The sequence below is a fragment of the Sphingobium sp. RC1 genome, assembly GCF_059738765.1.
This window is the reverse complement of the sequence record NZ_AP027306.1, coordinates 2,545,687-2,564,909: the sequence shown is the minus strand read 5'-3', so window position 1 is coordinate 2,564,909 and position 19,223 is coordinate 2,545,687. Positions and strand designations below refer to the sequence as shown.

The following is a 19,223-nucleotide window of genomic DNA, read 5'->3' as shown; positions in this document are numbered from 1 at the left end:
AGCGAGCATGGGCCGCCTGTCGCGGTGGTGGCACGCCAATGCCCCGACCCGTGAATCGCTGGAAGACAACCGCTTCATCGCCCCCGTCGCGCACCGTGTCCTGGAACCTTCGCTGTGGCGCTTCACCCGCCGTTCCGTTCCTCGAGGCGTGGCGTTGGGGCTGCTGGTGGGGATATTCCTGCTGATCCCCGGCGTGCAGATTGCAGGGGCTGCGCTGCTGGCGCTGCCTTTCCGGGCCAATATTCCCCTGGCGGCGGCGATGACTTTTCTTTCCAACCCCGCGACGACACCGCTGTTCCTGATGGCGTCCGTCTATGTGGGCAACTGGTTTCTGGGCCGCAGCGCGGACGCTTCCGGTTTCATGGCGTTGGTCGATAAACATGCGTCGATCCGCGAATGGTGCGGCTGGCTCTTTTCCGAAGCGGCGCCCGCCATGCTGTTCGGGCTGGCGCTGATTTCGATCGCGTTCGCGGTGGTCGGTTACTTCCTTGCCGACTGGATCTGGCGCCATCGGATGGGCCGGAAATGGCATGCGCGTAAATTGAGGATTGGCAAGGCACCCGAAAGCAGCGCATTGGAAGAAGTCGCCCGCGTCTGACGCGGAGCGGATAGTCCAGGCGTTTTCAGGGGGAAGGCCGGCCGATGGCCTCGCGCGTCAAAAGGGATGAGGAAGCGTGGACGGGCGAGCGCCCTTCCCGGCTGTCCCTGCCGCTGCTGATACTGGCGGCGCTGCTTTCGGCGGTTCTCGTCATCTTGGCGACCGGCAACCCCGCTATGGCCACGGGGTTCGGCGCCATGATCCTTGCCATTGCCGCACTGCTCAGCTGGTATCGGCGTATTTTCCCGGAAGAGGCGGCAGACGGCGAGGCGGTGCCGGATTGGACGGTAGCGCGCGCCGCCGCGGATGCGTCCAACATGGCGATTGCCGTGACCGACCGGGCAGGGCGGCTTGTTTGCGCCAGCGACCTGTTCGGCGAATGGTTTCCCGGATTTCCGACGCCCCCCAATGTCACTGCCGAGCCGGGCCTGACGGAAAGCCTGAGCGCGGCCGCCCGCGCGGCCTGGCGCGATGGAGAAGCGCGGGTCGAAGGTGTTGCGCAGGGCGCTCTCCGGCTGGATGTCGATCTGTGCCGCACGGGCCGGTCGGAAGATTATCTGCTGTGGCGCTTTACCCCGGTGCGCCAGCCAAACGCGCTGGATGATGTGCACCGCCTGCTGACCGGAGACGCCGGACGGCAGATGGGCGAGGCCGGGATCATGGCGGTGATGATCGGCGGTGAAGGGCGCATCCGCGCGGCGAACGGGGCTTTCCTGCTGCGCGCCGCTGGCCGGATCGACGCCAATATCACCGGCCGTGACTTTGCCGCCCATATGCGCGTCGATGACAAGGGACGGCTGTTTCTGGCGCGTGAGGAGTCGGGCGGGCTGCCGCTGCGGTTGTTGCAGGTCCCTTTGCGTCGGGCGGCTCAGCCTGCTGGGAGCCAAGTGGGCCAGGATGGTCCGATGCTGCTGCTGCTGATCGATGAGCCAGCGGGCAGCGCAGGCGGCACATCGGCGCTTTCCTATATCGAGACGCTGCTGTCCTTGCTGCCCTTCGGCCTTGCCATGGCGGATCGCGATGGGCGGGTCTTGTTCCTCAACAATGCCTTTTCCCGTGCGGCGGGGCTCAAGCGTGCCGAGCGGCCCAGCTATCCCGGTGACTTGGTGGTGCGGGAGGATCAGGCGGCGGTCGCCGACGCCGTACGCCGCTTTGCCGTTGGCCCGCAAATGTCGGGCGATATCGCGATCAGGTTGCGCAACGAGCCGGAGGAACCGACGGCGCTCAGCCTGGCGGGTGTGCGTGGCCTTGGCGAAGCGGCGGTGCTGCTCAGCCTCAAGGACAATAGCGAGGAGAGCAAGCTCAAGCGGCAGGTGGCGCAGGCGACGAAGATGCAGGCAATCGGCCAGCTTGCGGGCGGTGTCGCGCATGACTTCAACAATATCCTAACCGCCATCATCGGCCATTGTGACCTGATGCTGATGCGCCATACGCCGGGTGACAGCGATTATGACGATATTCAGCAGATCAAATCGAACAGCAACCGCGCGGCGGGGCTGACGCGTCAGCTGCTCGCCTTCTCGCGCCAGCAGACGCTGCGCCCGCAGGTACTACAGCTGCCGGACATCGTCGCTGACGTTTCCAACCTGCTGAAGCGCCTGCTGGGCGAAAGCGTGAAGCTGGAGGTCAGCCATGGCCGCAATCTGGGCGCGGTGCGGGCCGATCCGGGCCAGTTGGAGCAGGTGATCGTGAACCTGGCCGTCAATGCCCGTGACGCCATGCCCGAAGGTGGCATCCTCAATATCCAGACCTATGCCGTCCCGGCGGGCAAGGTGCGAGAGATGCGGCAGGAGATATTGCCCGCCGCCGATTATACCGCGCTGCGCGTGTCAGATACCGGCCTTGGCATTCCGCCCGACATTCTTTCGAAGATATTCGAGCCCTTCTTCACGACCAAGGAATTGGGCAAGGGCACGGGGCTTGGCCTCTCCACCGTCTATGGCATCGTCAAGCAATCGGGCGGCTATATCTTCGCCGAATCTGAAATTGGCCGGGGGGCGAGCTTCGTCATCTACCTGCCCGTCTATCAGGGCGCGGACATGGAGCAGGCGATTCCCGCCAAGCTGCCGATCAAACGCAGCGAGACCTGGGGCACGGGCACGGTGCTGGTGGTCGAGGACGAGGATATGGTCCGCGCCGTCGCCGAACGGGCGCTTTCGCGGCAGGGTTACAAGGTGCTGACCGCCAATGATGGCGAGCAGGGGCTTGAGGTGCTGGCGAGCGGCGAGAAGATTGACCTGCTGATCTCCGACGTGGTCATGCCCAATATGGATGGCCCATCCATGGTCGCGCGGGCACGGGATACGCATCCCGACCTTCCCGTGCTGTTCATGTCGGGCTATGCCGAGGAGCAGCTGCGCAAGTCGATCGACCTTGCCAATGTCGCCTTCCTGCCCAAGCCATTTTCCGTCAGCCAGCTGGCCGAGGCCGCCCGGGACGCCCTGGCAATGGGTGCAGGGGTGGAATGAACTTCTTGAACGATCAGGCGTTTATGCTGGTCCGCGCGCCGATGATAAGATAGCGAGCGTAACGAAATAGGGGATCGCACATGTCGGACGGCAAGACCATCCTGGTGGTCGAGGATGAAGCGATGATCGGCATGATGCTGGAAGATTATCTCGAAACATTGGGATATCGCCTGCATGCCATTGCCGTGTCGGTGGACGAGGCGTGCGACCATGCGCGCAAGGGCGGCTTCGACGCCGCGTTGGTGGACTGCAATTTGCAGGGTGAGAAAAGCTGGCCGGTCGCGGACCTGCTGGCACAAAACGGCATCCCCTTTATTTTCGCGACAGGGGGCATGGCTGATGACGTGCCGTCAGGGCATTCGGATCGGCCGACTCTGGCAAAACCTTACACGATTGGCGCCGTTGAGCGGGCGCTGACGAAGGTTCTTTCCGCCTAAATAGGAAATTTCCGTTCCCCTCTTGTTCTTTGAGAACAAAGGGGATACATGATGGCCAAGGCGCCACTGAATCGGCGCTTCCGCTTGACAGGGGATAGGCCGATGACAGCAATGCTCTCACTCATCGATTCCAAGAAGACAGGGACAATGGACAGACAGAAAGCATTGGAAGCGGCCCTTTCCCAGATTGACCGCGCCTTCGGTAAAGGTTCGGCCATGAAGCTGGGCAGCCGCGAGAAGATTGAGATCGAGGCGGTTTCGACGGGATCGCTGGGGCTCGACATCGCGCTGGGTATCGGCGGCCTGCCGCGCGGCCGTATCATCGAAATCTATGGCCCTGAAAGCTCGGGCAAGACCACGCTGGCGCTGCACGCCATTGCAGAGGCGCAGAAGACCGGCGGCATTGCGGCCTTTGTGGACGCGGAACATGCGCTCGATCCGGCCTATGCCAAGAAGCTGGGCGTCGACATCGACGAACTTATCGTGTCGCAGCCGGATACCGGCGAACAGGCGTTGGAGATCGTCGATACGCTGGTGCGCTCTAATGCCATCGACGTGTTGGTGGTGGACTCGGTCGCCGCGCTGGTGCCGCGCGCTGAAATCGAAGGCGAAATGGGCGATAGCCATGTCGGCCTTCAGGCGCGTCTGATGAGCCAGGCGCTCCGCAAGCTCACCGGTTCGATCTCGCGTTCAAAGTGCCTGGTGATTTTCATCAATCAGGTGCGCATGAAGATCGGCGTCATGTACGGCAATCCGGAAACGACGACAGGCGGCAACGCGCTCAAATTCTATGCGTCGGTTCGCCTCGACATCCGCCGCACCGGCCAGATCAAGGATCGCGACGATATTGTCGGCAACGCAACCCGCGTGAAGGTGGTGAAGAACAAGGTCGCCCCACCGTTCAAGCAGGTCGAATTCGACATCATGTACGGCGAGGGGATTTCGAAGATCGGCGAGATACTTGACCTTGGCGTTAAGGCTGGCGTGGTCGAAAAGTCGGGCGCCTGGTTCTCCTACGACTCCGTCCGCATCGGCCAGGGTCGTGAAAATGCCAAGACCTTCCTCAAGGAAAATCCCGAAATGGCGGAGCGCCTGGAAAAGGTGATCCGGGGCAAGACCGAAGAGGTCGCCGAAGGGATGATGACCGGACCCGAAGCGGAGGATGATGGCGAATAAGCACGGCTATCCTGCGGCCGGATCAGCCGCAGGATAGCCGCGCGGCTCTGCCCGCCTTTCGTTTCACGCACTGAAAAGGCCCGCCCGCGCATTTTCGCGGGGCGGGCCTTTTACCGTTATAAAGCGCGACTGGGCGTGGCTTGCTCAACAGGGCCAGATGAACATTGATCAGCGGCTGGGATTCACCATTCCTGCCGGTTTGAGGTCCGAGGGCGGATTTTTGGCGTGGCTCCGCTGGCGCCTTTTGCTCTGCTCGACGGCGAGCTTTTTCTTGAGCCGTACGCCCTGAAGACCCCAGTCTCCAAAATGTACGGCAGCCAGGAATATGAGGAGGCCGTTCATGAACAAAGCGATGGTCAGTGGCAGCGCGAGAAAGACGTCCAGTATCTGTTCGGTCGGTGTTTCCAAAGGCCCGACCCGGTCGATCCCGAACAAGGCGAGGCCATCTTCCAGGGAATGACCATCCCATTCCCGCCGGAAAAACCATTCGCCTACTTCTATTGCCAGAATGGTCGGGGCGATGAGCATGGCGGCGAGGCCGATTATGACCATCGCCTCGCTCAAGAGTTGCACGCCAAGAGAGGGAAGGCGGCGCTTGGTTACTGGATCATGCACTTGTCTTTCGGGCGCCGCGGATTGCGATATCCCTATCGGTTTCACGGTGGATGACGAAGGCGGGTCCGAAAAGCCGTATCGATCCAGCTTGGCCAGCATCCGGGGGTGCAACTGAGATTTGCAGCCATCCTCGATGAATTTTTGTTGCTCGATCGTCAGTTCCTGGCGGAAGCTGTCGGACTGTCCCTTTCTGATCCGCAGGGCATCTGAATCCGATCTGTCATATTCATGGCCGGGAATGCCCTGGGCGAGTTCCAATGCCTTGAGCTTTTCAAAGGATGAGTTTTCCACCGCATATACAAGAGCACGGCTATTGACTGGCTCATCCAGGAAATTGAGCATCTTTTCGACTTCTGCCTCCGTTTGAAGCAGTAGATCCTCATAATATATGATGTGATGATCATGCCGTTCGAGGCCATTGGCCCAGCTGTTCATATATTTGATATAGTGGGGCAGGCCTCTATTCTCATCCCTGAGAAAATCATCAACGCTGCCTTGAAACGACATCTTGTGCCGGGTCACATGGTGATAGTCGGAAATGAGCACGGCCCGCGGATCCCGGATCAGGAATATGATGGGAAGCCGACCGGGCAGGGTCGGCTTGAAGCGCAGATGAGTGGAAGGGATCAGGGGGAAAGAGGCCTCCTCCGATCTGCGGACAAAGGCCGGTATGCCGCGCACCGGATCCAAGTCGAAATTGGGCGCGAAGGTGAACATGCTCTGGGTCGTAATGGGCGGATATGCACGCGACGCGAGGAAATATTGCGCCAGGATAAACCTGAGCCAGGTCCTGCCCGACTTCGGGTAGGAGGCGAGGAGCGCAGTCGCAGCGCTGGAAACAAGACGCAGGCTGCGAGCCGAAGCGATGCGGCGCGCCAGAATGAAGGGCGCATGAGCCAGCGAGGCAATGTGGGGCGTGTCCATCAACACAGATTAGCTTGGCAGAAAGCCGGGTGTGAAACTTTTCCGGATGATGGCCAATGTGTGTAAGAAGCTGAAACCATCCTCCCTTTTTTCTGATGGCAGCCAAGTTGATTGACAGGGGATGTACTATCGCCGAAAAGAACATATAGAGAACATTCTATGGTGGATTCGGTGAACAGGCTTGCAGCCCTCAGGCGGCACATTGCATCACTGGAAGGGATTCCGGCCGTCAAAGCAGGCGCGCGTATCGCGACCGGACATGCGGCTTTTGATCAGGCATTGCAGGGTGGCCTTGCCAGCGGCCGGGTGCATGAATTGTTCGGGAATGCTGAAGATGAGGGCGCTACTGCCGGTCTTTCCCTGATCCTTGCCCATCTTGCAGCGCGTGAGGCTCCTCTGTTCTGGTTGCGCCTTCCAGATGGAACGGCGGGTCAACCTTATGGCCCGGGGCTCTCCGCGCTTGGAATAGATCCAGCCCATTTGCTGATCGGCGTCATGAAGGATGAGGCGCTGCTGTTGCGCGCGGCGGTTGATGCGCTGCGTTGCCCGGCGCTGGGCGCGCTGGTCATCGAACTGCGCGGACGCGCGCCGCTGCTGGACCTGACTGCCAGCCGCCGTCTGGCGCTGGCGGCGGAGACGTCGGGGGTGACCGCCTTCGTGCTGCGGATCGGCGGCGATCCGGTGCCGAGCGCGGCGGAAACACGCTGGCGGGTGGAGGCTGCGCCATCCGTGCCGTTGCCGGGCAATGCGCCGGGCATGAGCGCTTTCTCGCTCCACCTGTTGCGCCGCCGTTCGGGCGCAGACGGCATGACATGGCGGATGGTGTGGGATGCCGAGCGGGGAGATTTTGGAGAAGAGTGCGATGAACGCCATGAGCATGGATGGGCAAGCGGAGGACACGCTGACGAGGCGGCGCTACCTGGCGCTGTGGTTCCCCTTCCTGCCGGTCGATCGGCTGCGCATCGCGCGGCCTGACCTGTGGCAAGCGCAGGCCGGTGCCGGGCCGGTCGTCATTGTGGAGGCTGTGCGCGGGGCCATGCGTCTTGTGACGCCGGACGCTGATGCGCTGGCGCTGGGCCTGAGCGCGGGCATGACGCTGGCCGATGCACGGGCGCAAGAGCCGGATCTGGTCAGCTTCGAGGCCGATCATCATGCGGATCAGGATTGGCTGGAGCGGCTGTGCGATGGGTGCGCGCGCTATACGCCTGCGGCCGCGATCGATCCGCCGCATGGGCTGATGCTGGACATCACCGGCTGCGCGCATCTGTGGGGCGGTGAGGAAGCCCTGGCGCGCGAGGCGGTGGACCGGTTTGAACGGCACGGCATGGAGGTGCGTCATGCAGTAGCGGGGACGCCGGAGGGCGCGCATGCGCTGTGCCGCTTTTCGGCAGGGCCAGCGCCCGATGAGGACGCCGCCTTGCGTCGCTTGCCGGTCGAGGCGCTGGAGTTGGAGCAGGAGAGCGGCGTAGCGCTGCGGCGCGCGGGGTTGCGCACCATCGGCGATCTTGCCGCCCGGCCCGCAGCGACGTTGGCCGCGCGCTTTGGCGAGGAGGCGGTCGATGCGCTGCACCGCCTGCTGGGTCTGGGGCATCGCCCCCTTGCCCCCCGCCACCCGCGTCCTGTCCTCCGTATCGAGCGCCGTTTCGCAGAGCCGGTGGGCAGCACCGCCTATGCCTTGCAACGGGTCAAGGAGATGGCGGCCGAAGCGGGCGAGCGACTGACCGAGCGGGGCGAGGGCGGGCGGCGGTTCGAATTGCTGTTCTTCCGCACAGATGGCCTAGCCTTTCCGCTGCGGGTGGAAACAGGTTTGCCGGTGCGCGATGCGCCTGCGATCATGCGGCTGGTGCAGGAGCGGATCGACAGCCTGTCCGATCCGGTCGATCCCGGTTTCGGCTTCGACATGCTGCGCCTTACCGTGCCGCAGACCGAACCGATGGCCGCGACCCAACTGGCGCTGGAAGGAGGAGAGGCCAAGCGCGAGGAAGCGGTGGCTGCGCTGGTCGATCGGCTGTCCGTCCGGGCTGGCCGTAACCGCATCCAGCGTCTTGAACCGCGCGACAGCCATATTCCCGAGCAGGCGCAGCTTGCGCTGCCTGCGATCGAAAGCCGCGCGCCGTCCAACTGGCCGCGTCAGGGAGAGCCCGGCGATCCGCCGATGCGCCCCATCCACCTGTTCGACCCGCCCCAGCCGATCGAGGTGGTGGCGGAGGTGCCAGACGGTCCACCGCATCATTTCCGCTGGCGGCGTAGCGCGCATGAAGTGACCCGCTATGAAGGGCCGGAACGGATCGCACCTGAATGGTGGAAGGCGAAGGACGGTGCGCTGGCGGGCGAAAGCGCAGGGATGACGCGTGACTATTACCGGATCGAGGATGCGCGCGGCCGCCGCTACTGGATTTTCCGCCACGGCCTTTACGGCACGGAGGCGCTACATCCCGGCTGGTACATCCACGGCCTGTTCGCATGAAACGCGGCAAGGGGCCTGATCCGTCCAAGCCCAAGTCCCCCGACCGGCGGGAGTTGGACATGATTGAGGGAAGGGAGAAGAAGCGGCAAGAGCAGCCTGTAAGACCGCCAGCGTCAAGAGAAGGCCCAGCCTTCGCCGAACTGGGCGTCATGTCCAATTACAGCTTCCTGCACGGCGCCTCGCACCCTTCAGATATTGTCGCACAAGCCAATCATCTGGGGCTTCGCGCCATTGGTATTGCTGACAGGAACAGCGTGGCTGGCGTGGTGCGCGCCTATGTCGCGTTGCGTGACGCGCCGGACAAGGCGCGCGCCGCTAGCATCAAAGAAAAGAAGGAGAGGGGTGAAGCGGCCGAGCTGACTGCCGAGGAAGAGGCGGCCTGTCACACCGATCTGCGTCTGGTGGTGGGCGCTCGTCTGGTCTTTGTCGATGGCACGCCTGACATTCTGGCCTATCCCAAAAGCCGCCTCGGCTGGGGACGGCTCACCCGCCTGCTGACCAAGGGCAATATGGAGGCGGTGAAGGGAGATTGCATTCTTACCTTTGGTGATTTGCTTAGCCACCTTGACGACCTTTTGTTGATTGTCCTGCCGCTATCCACGGCTCGGCCCCAAGAAGCGCACAAGGCTCCCCCTGATTATCCTTCCGGTGATGAGGCGTTGCCCATTTTCCACCTGAAACTGGTGCCGCCTGCCTCTCCGCCCACATGGCAGGAGGCATTGCACCGGTTGCAGGACAAAGCCCCGGGACGCGTGTGGCTTGGCCTGACTCGGTACTATCATGGGCGCGACCGCCGACATGCCACCGCTATTCAGCAGACTGCTCGTGAGGTGGGCGTGCCAGTCATCGCGACCAATGATGTGCTGTATGCCGAAGCGACATCGCGGCCATTGCAGGACGTGCTCAGCTGCATTCGTGATGGCGTGACGCTCAAGCAAGCGGGGCGACGGCTGGAAGCGCATGCTGAGCGGCATCTCAAATCTCCGCGGGAAATGGCCCGCCTTTATGCCGCCTATCCGCAAGCGCTGGCTGAAACGATCCGCTTCGTTGATGAGATCGACTTCGTCCTCACCGACCTAAAATATGAATATCCTCATGAGCCGGTGCCGTCCGGCTGGTCACCTGATGGCTGGCTGGAGGATTTGGTGCGTCGCCGGGCAAAGCGCCGTTACGGGCGCAGATTGCCTCCCAAGGTAAGGGCGCTGATCGGACAGGAGCTGCGCCTTATCCGAATGCAGCGCTATGCTTATTACTTCCTGACCGTTCACGATCTTGTCCGTTTCGCCCGCGCACAAAAGCCGCCTATCCTCTGCCAAGGGCGGGGGTCTGCCGCCAATTCCATCGTCTGCTTCCTGCTGGGCGTTACTTCCGTCGATCCTATGAAGCACGACCTGCTCTTTTCCCGTTTCGTGTCGGAAGAGCGCAACGAACCGCCCGACATCGACGTCGATTTCGAACATGAGCGGCGTGAGGAGGTGATGCAATATATCTACCGCCGCTACGGGCGCGAGCGGGCGGGGATCGCCGCGACCGTCATCCATTACAGGTCGCGCAGCGCTTTGCGCGAAGTGACGAAGGTGCTGGGTCTGAGCGAAGATATCGCGGCGCGCCTGTCGAGTACGGTATGGGGCAGCTACTCAAGCGATCTGGGGGATGGGCGTTTCATCGATGCAGGCTTTTCCCTCGACAATGCGGAGATCGTGCGGTTGCGTTCGCTGGTTCAGCAGTTGATCCGTGCGCCTTTTGCCCGGCATCTGTCCCAGCATGTCGGTGGCTTTGTTCTGACCCAGAACCGGCTGGATGAAACGGTGCCCATTCACAATGCCGCGATGCCTGATCGTAGCTTCATTGAATGGGACAAGGACGATATCGATGCGCTTGGGCTGATGAAGGTCGATGTGCTCGCGCTCGGCATGTTGAGCTGCATTCGCAGGGCCTATGAATTGATGCGGCGTCATAACCTGGGCGATCATGACCTGACCGTCGATCTCGATTCCGAAGACCCTGCGGTCTACGCCATGCTTCAGAAGGGGGACAGCATCGGTGTGTTTCAGGTGGAAAGCCGGGCGCAGATCAACATGCTGCCGCGCCTGAAGCCGGAAAATCTTTACGACTTGACGGTGCAGGTTGCGATCGTTCGGCCTGGGCCGATCGAGGGCGATATGGTGCATCCCTATCTGCGGCGACGGGCAGGTCTTGAGAAGCCGGAATTTCCTTCGCCTAGCCCACCGCATAATCCCAACGAATTGCGAGAGTTGCTGAAGGATACCTACGGCGTCCCCCTGTTCCAGGAACAGGCGATGAAGCTAGCTATTGTCGCGGCGGAATTTACGCCTTCGGAAGCCAATCAACTGCGGCGATCGATGGCGACTTTCCGGCAGGTGGGGGGCATGGACAAGTTCAAGGAGAAAATGATCGGCGGCATGGTGCGGCGCGGCTATGAGCAGGATTTTGCCGAGCGTTGCTATAGCCAGATCGAGGGGTTCGGCAGCTATGGCTTTCCTGAAAGCCATGCCTTGTCCTTTGCCCGGCTGGTCTATGTGTCGGCGTGGATCAAATGCCATCAGCCTGCCGTCTTTGCCTGCGCGCTGCTCAATTCCCAGCCGATGGGCTTTTATGCTCCGGCGCAGATCGTGCGGGATGCGCGCGAGCATGGCGTTGCCGTGCATGATGTGGATGTGAATATGAGCGGGTGGGACAATGCGCTTGAACCGCTGCTTCGGTCGCGGAACGTGGGGCGGGGTGAAGGAGAAGGGCGGGCGTTGGCGCTGCGGCTGGGTCTTCGTCAAATCGATGGTTTTCGCGAGGCTTGGGCTGCGCAGATGGTCGAGGCGCGGGAGCCGGGTCTGTTTACAAGCCTGGAGGATTTGGCGCGGCGGGCTGGGTTGCCTGCGCGGGCGTTGCGGCTATTGGCGGATGCGGACGCTTGCCGGTCTCTGGGACAGGACCGGCGGGCGGCGTTGTGGGAAGCGCGGCGGACGCCATCCAATGAATTGCCGCTGTTCGCCGCTGCGCGAAGGCGGGACCAGAAGGCGGCGGGAGAATTGGGGCAGGAGCCGGACGCGATGTTGCCCGCCATGCCGCTCGCCGAACAGGTCGCGGCCGATTACCAGACGACGCGCCTGTCGCTCAAAGGGCATCCGATGCAGTTCCTGCGGCCGGTTTTTGCCGCCGAGGGGGTGCTGAGCTGCGCCCAGACATCGGCTGCGAAGAACGGGACGAAGGTGCGGACAGCGGGTGTGGTGCTGGTGCGGCAGCGGCCGGGCAAGGGCAATGTCGTCTTCATCACGATCGAGGATGAGACCGGGGTCACCAACATTTTGCTGTGGGCGCGGCTGTTCGAAATGCAGCGGCGGCCGGTGATGGCGTCGCGGCTGATGCTGGTCGAGGGCGAGGTGCAGCGGAGCAAGGAGGGGGTCGTCCACCTGATGGCGAGCCGCGTGCATGATCGCACCGCAGAGCTGTCGCGTCTGTCGGATACGCATAGGCCACAGATCGCCTTGTCGCGGGCGGATGAGTTTGTTCACCCTCAGCATCCGCGCACGTCCAGCCATCCGCGCAATGTGCGGATATTGCCGAGGTCTCGGGACTTTCATTGAGGGACTGGAAAATCCTCCCCATCTTCCGATGGGGAGGATAAACTTTCATCCCAAAATCAGGAGAAATCCCATGCCAATTCCCAATCTCCCCATCGAAGGTGGTTGCCGGTGCAGCCGTGTGCGTTTCCGGTTGAACGAAGCGCCATGGGGTGAGGCGGCTTGCCATTGTACCGGCTGCCAGAAGATGACGGGCAGTGCCTTTTCCACCACGATCATCATGCCCTCGGGCGGCTTTGAACTGATCGCGGGCGACCCGGTGATCGGCGGGCTGCATGGGCAAGACGTCCACCATCATCATTGCGACTGGTGCAAGAGCTGGGTCTTCACCAGGCCCGCCGCCGACATGGGCTTCGTCAATGTTCGCGCGACGATGCTGGACGATGCCAGCTGGTTCGCGCCGTGGATGGAGACGCAAACGGCGGAGAAGCTGCCTTGGGCGAAGACCGGCGCAGCGATCAGCTTTGAGCGCTTTCCCGCCATGGATGAATATGAGGGGCTGATCGCCCGCTACCGCGCCGAGCGGCTTCAATAATCCTTCGAATAGCGCAGATTTGCTGATGATCCGGCGTTGGTGCCGGTCTTCGACAGCAGGCTGAGCGTCTTTGACAGCGAGATTTCCAGCTGGGTGGCGGTGAAGCCCTTGGGGTCGGTGATCACCTCCACATAGATATTGTTGGAGATGTGTTGACCCACAGCCAGCGATGCGCCGCGCCCCGTTTCCTTGTCACCGCTGACGATGCCGATGCGATCGACCCCTGACGCATTCTGCAACTTGCCCATTGGATTGAGGCCGCCGCCGCCACCGCGCAACCCGTTGAGCGCGGCGGCTAGTTGGATCGCCTGCGTGGCGGACAGGTTAGCGACATTGTCGCCGAACAGGATGCGCGCCAATATCTCGTCCTGTGGCAGGGTAGGTGTCGAGATGAAGCTGATGTCCGGCTTCTGCGCCGTGCCGCCGACGGCGATGCCTGCCGCCACCGTGTTTATCCGGGTTTCGGCGCGGATCGCCAGCACGGGGTTCATCATCGGCCCGTTGAAGGTGATGATCCCCTGTTCAAGGTCGAACTGGTGCCCTGAGAAGCTGTAGCGGCCACGTATCACCTCGATCTTGCCGACCACGCGCGGAGCCTTTGTAGTGCCGGTGACCCGCATGTTGGTCTTCCATTCGGAATCGAGGCCCATGCCTGTCAGGTAGATTTCATTGTCGGCGCGCACCCGGATGTCGAGCTTCCAGTCGGTCGGCTTGGCAGCCGCCTGCCGGGACGCGACGCGCTGGTCGAGCAGGTCGGTGCCTTCGCCCTTGCGCCGGACACCCTGAAGCTGGCGGATGTCGGCGCCGCCCTGCCATGCGATTCGGTAGCGGGTTTCGGGAAGCGACAGGTCGCCCTTGATCAGTCCGCCGTCTGCCGCGCTGTTGGTCACGTTGATCATGCCGGTGACGACGCTGGTGATGGCTTCGCTCCGGGCGATGCGGGCGTGGTCCAGCTTGATCGCGATGTTCATGGGGTAGCCGCTTTCGGCCGCGAGACCGACCGAGCCGCTCGCCTGCACGGTGCCGTCGCCCGCGCGGCCGGAAAAGTCGCGTATCTCCAACCGATCGTTGGTGAAGCGGCCATCGAGGCGCATTTGCGTCAGGCGCGTGCCGAAGGTCTCATTTTCGTAGGTCAGCGCGTTGGCACGGACGAGGCCGTTGAGTCGCGGGGCGGTGAGACGGCCGCTGAAGTCCGCCGCCACGGCGATGGGGCCGGTGAGTTGCTGGTCAGCGAGACCAGAGAAGGAGAAGAGCACATCGGCAGGCCCGGCATAGCGGATGCCGCCACCGATCGGGGCGGATTGGAGCTGCTCTGTCCAGCTTGATCCGGGGCCGGGAGGCGCGAGCGTGGCGATAAAGCGGCCGAGCGATGCATTGCCGCGCCGGATGATTCCGCGCAGGTCGCCGCCGCGCCCCGAGAGACGGCCTTCAATCGCCATGGAGACAGGATCGGACACGGCGGACAGGCTGGAACGGCGGAAGTCGTTGATCGCGATGCGCGTCGTGGCGGTGGGGAAGGCGTTGCCGCTCTGGTTGAAGTCGATCGCGCCTGTCGCCTTGCCACTGATGCCGAGGCCGGGGCTGGCGATGTTCATGATGGCGAGATCGAAATCCTTGAACCGCGCCTGGAGGGCGGTTTGGTTGCCGAAGCGTCCGGCGAGATCGACCTTACCTTGAGGCAGGACGAGCGTCGCTGGCTCCAGCTGATAGCTCTGCGGTTCGATGCGGATGATCGCGGGTTGGGTGAAGCGGAAGGGGATGTTGCTCGCCTTGCCTTCCAGCGCGACGGCGTAGAGGTTTGGGCGAAGTGCTGCATTCACCGCGATGGAGAAGGGCACGCCCGTCGATCCGTCGGCCACCAGTTGCGCGCGGCCCCGGCCGCCTTGATAATTGATCCGGACGCGGCTTTTTCGCACGACATAGTCGCCATAGGCGGCGTTCGCCATCTGGACATCGGCGGTGATGCGGGGTTGGTCGGTGAGTATGATGTCCACCGTCGCGATCGCTCGGCCGATCACCACATCGGCCTCGCCGGGCAGGCGGGCGTTGCTGGCCTTCGCGTTCACCGCGATGCCCTGCGCCTTGCCTACCGCTGAAAGTCGTGCGGCGCCGGTGATGCCTGAGCCGTTCATGGCGAGCTGTCCGGCGAACGGTCCTGCGGCTGTCTGCTGGAGGCGGCCGTTCATATCGACGCCAGCGAAGCGCGCGCGCGTGATGTCGATGGTGAGCGGACCCTTGGCCGTGCGGATCAGCACATTGGCGAAGAAGGGGCCATAGGCAGAGCCGCCTGTCGCCTCCAGCCGATAGCCGCCCACCTCGCCATTCAGCTTCGCGACGACATTGGAGAGCTGCACGCCGACATTGGGCCGGGCCGCGCGCAGGACTGCTTGGGGCCGTTCCATCGTACCGCGAACGTTGAGCGCCAGCGGGCCATATTGGTTTGACGTGGCCGAGGCGTCGAACGTGATCGCGCCATTCGTGTCGTAGCTGCCCGATCCGGAATGGATGCGGAAATTGGGTGCCGCGCCCTTCAGGTCGGCAAGGGTGAATTTCCCTTCCGGCGTCATGCCGATGCGGCCTGAGGCGACAGCGTTGCCGCCCAGGAAATCACGGACGGAGGCGTTCTCCCAGCGGGCCGTGCGGACGCCGAACTTGCCTGAAAGGCCCCAGCCTCCCTTGGGTCCGGGCACTAGCTTCACATCGGTGTTGAGGTTGACGATGCCGACGCCATCAATCTTGTAATCGTTCACACGCCCCTTGAGTGCGCCCCGGTAAATGGCGTTGTCGAGGTCGGCGAGGACGATGGCGGTGGCATCGACCCGGTCGCTGTCGATCTTGAGGTTGTCGCTGATCAGCTTGCCCGCGGCGTAGGCGAAGTCGCCCTTGACCCGCAGGTTTTGCAGCAGCCCGCCCGCGGCGGCATTGAGGCCGGTCACGCGTCGTGCAGTCGCGTTGACGGGAATGCGGATGCGATCGGCGTCAATCACCGCCCGGCCGCTGGCCTTCAATCCCTCGATGCCGGTCTGGTCGAAGGCAAGCATTGCGGCGCTCAGGTCATAATCGATGAACGGCGTCGCCATCGGGCCATCGAGGATGATCGAAGCGCGCACATCCTTGCCCCGCACCTTTTCCATGATCGCGCCGGGCGTCAGCAACGCCGCGTCGATCTTGAGCCCGCTGAGCCGACTCTTGCCAAGGTCGATGAGCCCCTGCGCCGTTGCGGCAAGCGCGGTGGAGCGCAGTGACCCCTTGATGTTCACGCGCCGCTCGTTGAGCCCGGCGAAGAGATCGAGATTAAGGGCGGGTGTGGTCAGTCGATCGACAGTTCCGGCAAAGACGAGGCCGGGGCGCACAGGACCCTTGGCCGTGAAGTTGCCGTCGCGCGCGGCGAGGGCGATGTTTGCAAGCTCTCCCTTGGGTGAATTGGCGACGACCCGGCCATTCCACGCCTGCCATGTGCCGCGCCCGTCCAACGTTGCGGTCAGGCCATCCGTGAGGCCGCTCATCTTTGCGATGACGCCGCCCTTGGGTGCGGTCAGCGTGCCCTTCATGGCGAGGCGGCTCTGTTCCGGCACGGCGTCCAGCCACGCCTGAAGCCGGTCGCCGCTGTCGACGACGGCATTGGCGCTAAGCTGCGCGCGGCCATCGGCTATGTGGGTGACGCCATCGATGGCGATTTCGCGCTTCTGGCCGATCACCGGCTTGGCCAGCACGAACTTGGCGATCTTCAAGCGATCGACGTCGATGTCGAGGTCGGGGAGGATCGGCGCGTTGGGGTCGCTTTTCGTGATGTTGAACTGCGGGCTGCGCGCCAGCACGACCAGCGGGCTTTCCAGCAGGCGGACGGAGATATGATTGTTGAGGTAGCGGAAGGGGCTCCACACGACGTGCACGCGTGGCGATGCCGCGAACGGGCCTTTGGGGTCGCGCAGGACAAGGTCATGGATGACCATGTCGCTATAGACCGACCCTTCGATCCGCCCGACCTCTATCGTCATGCCCGATTCCAGCTTCAGCGCCGCGATCTGGCGGATCAGGAATTTCTTGCCCGGCGGGGTGTTCAGGGAAAGCAGCAATCCAGCGCCTAGCACGACGATGCCAAGGATCAGGAGGGTGACACCCAGCACTATCTTTTGCCAGAGCGGCCGCCCTTCCCGGATGACCACGGTCTGGCTTTCAGAATCGGGAGGAGGCGTGTCTTCAGCCATCAGAAAGCCTGCCCAATGCCGATATAGAGGGTGAATTTGGACTCGCCGGGCTGACGGTTGATCGGCATGGCTATGTCCGCCCGGAAGGGGCCGAAGTCGGTATAGAAGCGGCCGCCCAAACCTACGCCATATCGGATGTCGGAGAATTTCGGGATGGCGCTTTCATAGACCTGGCCCGCATCGACGAAGGCAACCACCCCATAATTGCCGAAGCGGTAGCGGCCTTCGACAGCGAATTCATTGAGGGACCGGCCGCCGATCGGGTCGTCATTGACGTCCTTTGGCCCCAGTTCCTGATAGCCAAAGCCGCGCACCGACCCGCCGCCGCCTGCATAGACGCGGCGCGATGGAGCGATCTGGTCGCGCGCAGCGCCGCTGATCGTGCCCAGCCGGGTTCGCGCCGCGATCACCAGCGCATCGGAGACGGGGTAGTAGCCGCTGAGATCAAACGTGCCGCGCACATAGGGGGACAGGTTGCCCTGTAGCGATGCTTCGGGCGACAGGCGCAAATTGGCGCGGAAGCCCTTGGTTGGGTTGAGCAGATCGTCCGACCGGTCATAGCCGATCTGCACCGGCAACGAGCCGATGAAATAGGTCAGGCGCCGCTTTTCCGCCGTTGCCGGATCGATCGTCGTCTGCTCGTTTGAGAGCAGGATTTCCGCGCCATAGGTGTAGGTCCAGCGCTTCTGGAAAATCGGCGTAGATTGGCGCGACCAGCTGATATTGAGGCCTGCGGTGAAGGCTTCATAGGCATCATAATTTTGATGGTTGAGCAGGGCGCCAGCCTGGAAGGTCTTGTCCCGCTTGCCCGCATTGGAGCGGCGGAAGGTGCCGGAGACGCCCTGTTCCTGCGTGCCCGCGATAACCTTCGCGATCAGCGCGCCTTCTGGCGGGAAGAGGTTGCGGTGCGTCCAAGTGCCCTCGGCGCGGAAGCCCTGTCCCGTGCCGTAGCCAAGCTCGCCCGCCAGGGTGCGGGGCGGACCCGCCTCCTGATCGACATGCAGGTCGACATATTCGGTGCCATCGGGGCCGGGCTCGTTCGTGCGCACCGGATCGACCGCGACGCTGGAGAAGAGGCCCGTCGCGACAAGGGCGCGGCGCAGGTCATCCACCTTGCGGCTGTCATATAGTTCGCCGGGTTTGAAGCGGCTGATGACCTTCATATGGTCAGCGCCGAAGGCTTGCTTGCGGCCAGAGGTGGTGATGCCTCGGAACGACCCGCGTGGGCCGACCTCAACCGGCAGGGTGTAGTCGCCGGTGATCGTCGCGGGGTCGAGCAATATGTCCCGTTCCCCGACCTTGGCGAAGGGGTAGCCATTTTCGGGCAGCTTCACACCGACATTGGCCTCCGCGCTTTCCACATCGGCGGCCACAATATAGTCGCCGGTCTTGAGCGGCAGGCTATCGCGGACGAGGTCGGGCGGCTCGGTTGGCCCGGCGTTGATGACGATGTCGCCGATCTTGTACCGCTTGCCGGGGGTGACGGACAGCACTGCCTTCAGCGTGCCGTTGCCCGTCTGGTCGAGCGAGGCGAGGGCGGTCGCGTCATAATAGCCTTCCGAATAGAGCAGCCGCACGGCGAGCGCTTCATCCTCATGGGCGCGCGCCTGCACCATAGCGGCAGTGTCGGCGCGTCCTTTGCCATCGACCAGCGATGACTCGCCTCGGAATTCATCTTCAAGGCCGGTCTTGCCGAAACCATCAATCTCCACGGCGTAGCGGATCTCCGCCGTCTTTTCGTGCGGGCTGTCGCTTGCCACCTGTGTAGGCACGGTCACGCTGTCGAGCGGGGGCAGGGGCTGTGCCAGCTCCGCTTCCGCTGGAGGTTCAGTGGCGGGCGGCAGTTCGGCGGGGGCGCTGGCCTGCGGCATTTGCTGGTCGATCCAGCTGTCTATCGACGGCAGCGGAGCGGAAGGGTTGGCTGCGTCGCTCTCGCCAGCCTCGGGCAACCGCGCTTCAAATTCCTCGTCGGGCAGAATCGGCGGCTCCTGCCCTGCAGCAACCGTACCAGCGGATGTCTGCGCTTGCAGCGACAGGGGTGACGCAGCGATCATCAGAACGCCCAAGGCACGCCGGGCGCGTTTCGCCTGCCTGGAACCCATGTAAATTCAACTGCCCCTTTCCGTCCGCCGTGCACGCGGGGAAGACGAATACGCGCAAGGGCTTGTTTCGGTTCCGCCGCTGGCCGTGAACCGCTTC

At 63.0% G+C, this 19,223-nt stretch carries 11 protein-coding genes; 8 read left to right on the top strand and 3 right to left on the bottom strand.

Going from position 1 to position 19,223, the window contains the following annotated elements:
• Positions 1–7: 7 nt before the first annotated feature.
• The 4 genes from AC6JBC_RS12810 to recA all read left to right on the top strand — a co-directional run bounded on the left by AC6JBC_RS12810 (position 8) and on the right by recA (position 4,679).
• A complete protein-coding gene (locus AC6JBC_RS12810; RefSeq protein WP_498024655.1) occupies positions 8–598 on the top strand; it encodes a DUF2062 domain-containing protein in 591 nt (196 codons plus the stop codon).
• A 44-nt stretch (positions 599–642) separates the two neighbouring features.
• Entirely contained in the window at positions 643–3,066 is a 2,424-nt protein-coding gene (locus AC6JBC_RS12805) for a hybrid sensor histidine kinase/response regulator (RefSeq protein ID WP_498024654.1), read from the top strand.
• A gap of 80 nt (positions 3,067–3,146) precedes the next feature.
• Entirely contained in the window at positions 3,147–3,503 is a 357-nt protein-coding gene (locus AC6JBC_RS12800; RefSeq protein WP_498024653.1) for a response regulator, read from the top strand.
• Positions 3,504–3,605: 102 nt separating this feature from the next.
• Positions 3,606–4,679 (top strand): recombinase RecA, encoded by a 1,074-nt coding sequence (recA, locus tag AC6JBC_RS12795; protein ID WP_464787942.1) that lies wholly within the window; start codon positions 3,606–3,608, stop codon positions 4,677–4,679.
• Between the two features lie 168 nt (positions 4,680–4,847).
• Here the strand turns inward: recA and AC6JBC_RS12790 are convergent, their stop codons facing one another.
• A complete protein-coding gene (locus tag AC6JBC_RS12790) occupies positions 4,848–6,218 on the bottom strand; it encodes a sulfotransferase domain-containing protein (RefSeq protein WP_498024651.1) in 1,371 nt (456 codons plus the stop codon).
• Between the two features lie 159 nt (positions 6,219–6,377).
• Between AC6JBC_RS12790 and AC6JBC_RS12785 the strand changes: the two genes are divergently transcribed.
• The 4 genes from AC6JBC_RS12785 (at position 6,378) to AC6JBC_RS12770 (ending at position 12,816) form a co-directional block, all read left to right on the top strand.
• On the top strand, positions 6,378–7,193 hold the full coding sequence (locus tag AC6JBC_RS12785) for an ImuA family protein (RefSeq protein ID WP_498024649.1): 816 nt from the start codon (positions 6,378–6,380) through the stop codon (positions 7,191–7,193).
• Complete coding sequence (locus tag AC6JBC_RS12780) at positions 7,090–8,685, top strand: Y-family DNA polymerase (protein WP_498026077.1); 1,596 nt, start codon at positions 7,090–7,092, stop codon at positions 8,683–8,685. The genes AC6JBC_RS12785 and AC6JBC_RS12780 overlap by 104 nt, the downstream gene beginning before the upstream one ends.
• Entirely contained in the window at positions 8,682–12,284 is a 3,603-nt protein-coding gene (locus AC6JBC_RS12775) for an error-prone DNA polymerase (RefSeq protein WP_498024648.1), read from the top strand. Before AC6JBC_RS12780 ends, AC6JBC_RS12775 begins: the two co-directional genes overlap by 4 nt.
• A gap of 70 nt (positions 12,285–12,354) precedes the next feature.
• Complete coding sequence (locus AC6JBC_RS12770) at positions 12,355–12,816, top strand: GFA family protein (protein WP_498024647.1); 462 nt, start codon at positions 12,355–12,357, stop codon at positions 12,814–12,816.
• Here the strand turns inward: AC6JBC_RS12770 and AC6JBC_RS12765 are convergent.
• Entirely contained in the window at positions 12,810–17,024 is a 4,215-nt protein-coding gene (locus AC6JBC_RS12765) for a translocation/assembly module TamB domain-containing protein (RefSeq protein ID WP_498024646.1), read from the bottom strand. The genes AC6JBC_RS12770 and AC6JBC_RS12765 overlap by 7 nt on opposite strands.
• Positions 17,024–19,126: an autotransporter assembly complex protein TamA gene (locus AC6JBC_RS12760; protein ID WP_498024644.1), complete on the bottom strand. Its 2,103-nt coding sequence runs from the start codon at positions 19,124–19,126 to the stop codon at positions 17,024–17,026. The genes AC6JBC_RS12765 and AC6JBC_RS12760 overlap by 1 nt, the downstream gene beginning before the upstream one ends.
• Between the last annotated feature and the right edge of the window lie 97 nt (positions 19,127–19,223).

Excerpts from the sequence above, each read along its gene's own strand:
- AC6JBC_RS12805 (WP_498024654.1), top strand. The coding sequence starts at position 643 with ATGGCCTCGCGCGTCAAAAGGGATGAGGAAGCGTGGACGGGCGAGCGC.
- AC6JBC_RS12800 (WP_498024653.1), top strand. The coding sequence starts at position 3,147 with ATGTCGGACGGCAAGACCATCCTGGTGGTCGAGGATGAAGCGATGATC.
- AC6JBC_RS12760 (WP_498024644.1), bottom strand. The coding sequence starts at position 19,126 with ATGGGTTCCAGGCAGGCGAAACGCGCCCGGCGTGCCTTGGGCGTTCTG.
- AC6JBC_RS12775 (WP_498024648.1), top strand. The coding sequence starts at position 8,682 with ATGAAACGCGGCAAGGGGCCTGATCCGTCCAAGCCCAAGTCCCCCGAC.
- recA (WP_464787942.1), top strand. The coding sequence starts at position 3,606 with ATGACAGCAATGCTCTCACTCATCGATTCCAAGAAGACAGGGACAATG.
- AC6JBC_RS12785 (WP_498024649.1), top strand. The coding sequence starts at position 6,378 with ATGGTGGATTCGGTGAACAGGCTTGCAGCCCTCAGGCGGCACATTGCA.
- AC6JBC_RS12765 (WP_498024646.1), bottom strand. The coding sequence starts at position 17,024 with ATGGCTGAAGACACGCCTCCTCCCGATTCTGAAAGCCAGACCGTGGTC.
- AC6JBC_RS12770 (WP_498024647.1), top strand. The coding sequence starts at position 12,355 with ATGCCAATTCCCAATCTCCCCATCGAAGGTGGTTGCCGGTGCAGCCGT.
- AC6JBC_RS12810 (WP_498024655.1), top strand. The coding sequence starts at position 8 with ATGGGCCGCCTGTCGCGGTGGTGGCACGCCAATGCCCCGACCCGTGAA.
- AC6JBC_RS12780 (WP_498026077.1), top strand. The coding sequence starts at position 7,090 with ATGAGCATGGATGGGCAAGCGGAGGACACGCTGACGAGGCGGCGCTAC.
- AC6JBC_RS12790 (WP_498024651.1), bottom strand. The coding sequence starts at position 6,218 with ATGGACACGCCCCACATTGCCTCGCTGGCTCATGCGCCCTTCATTCTG.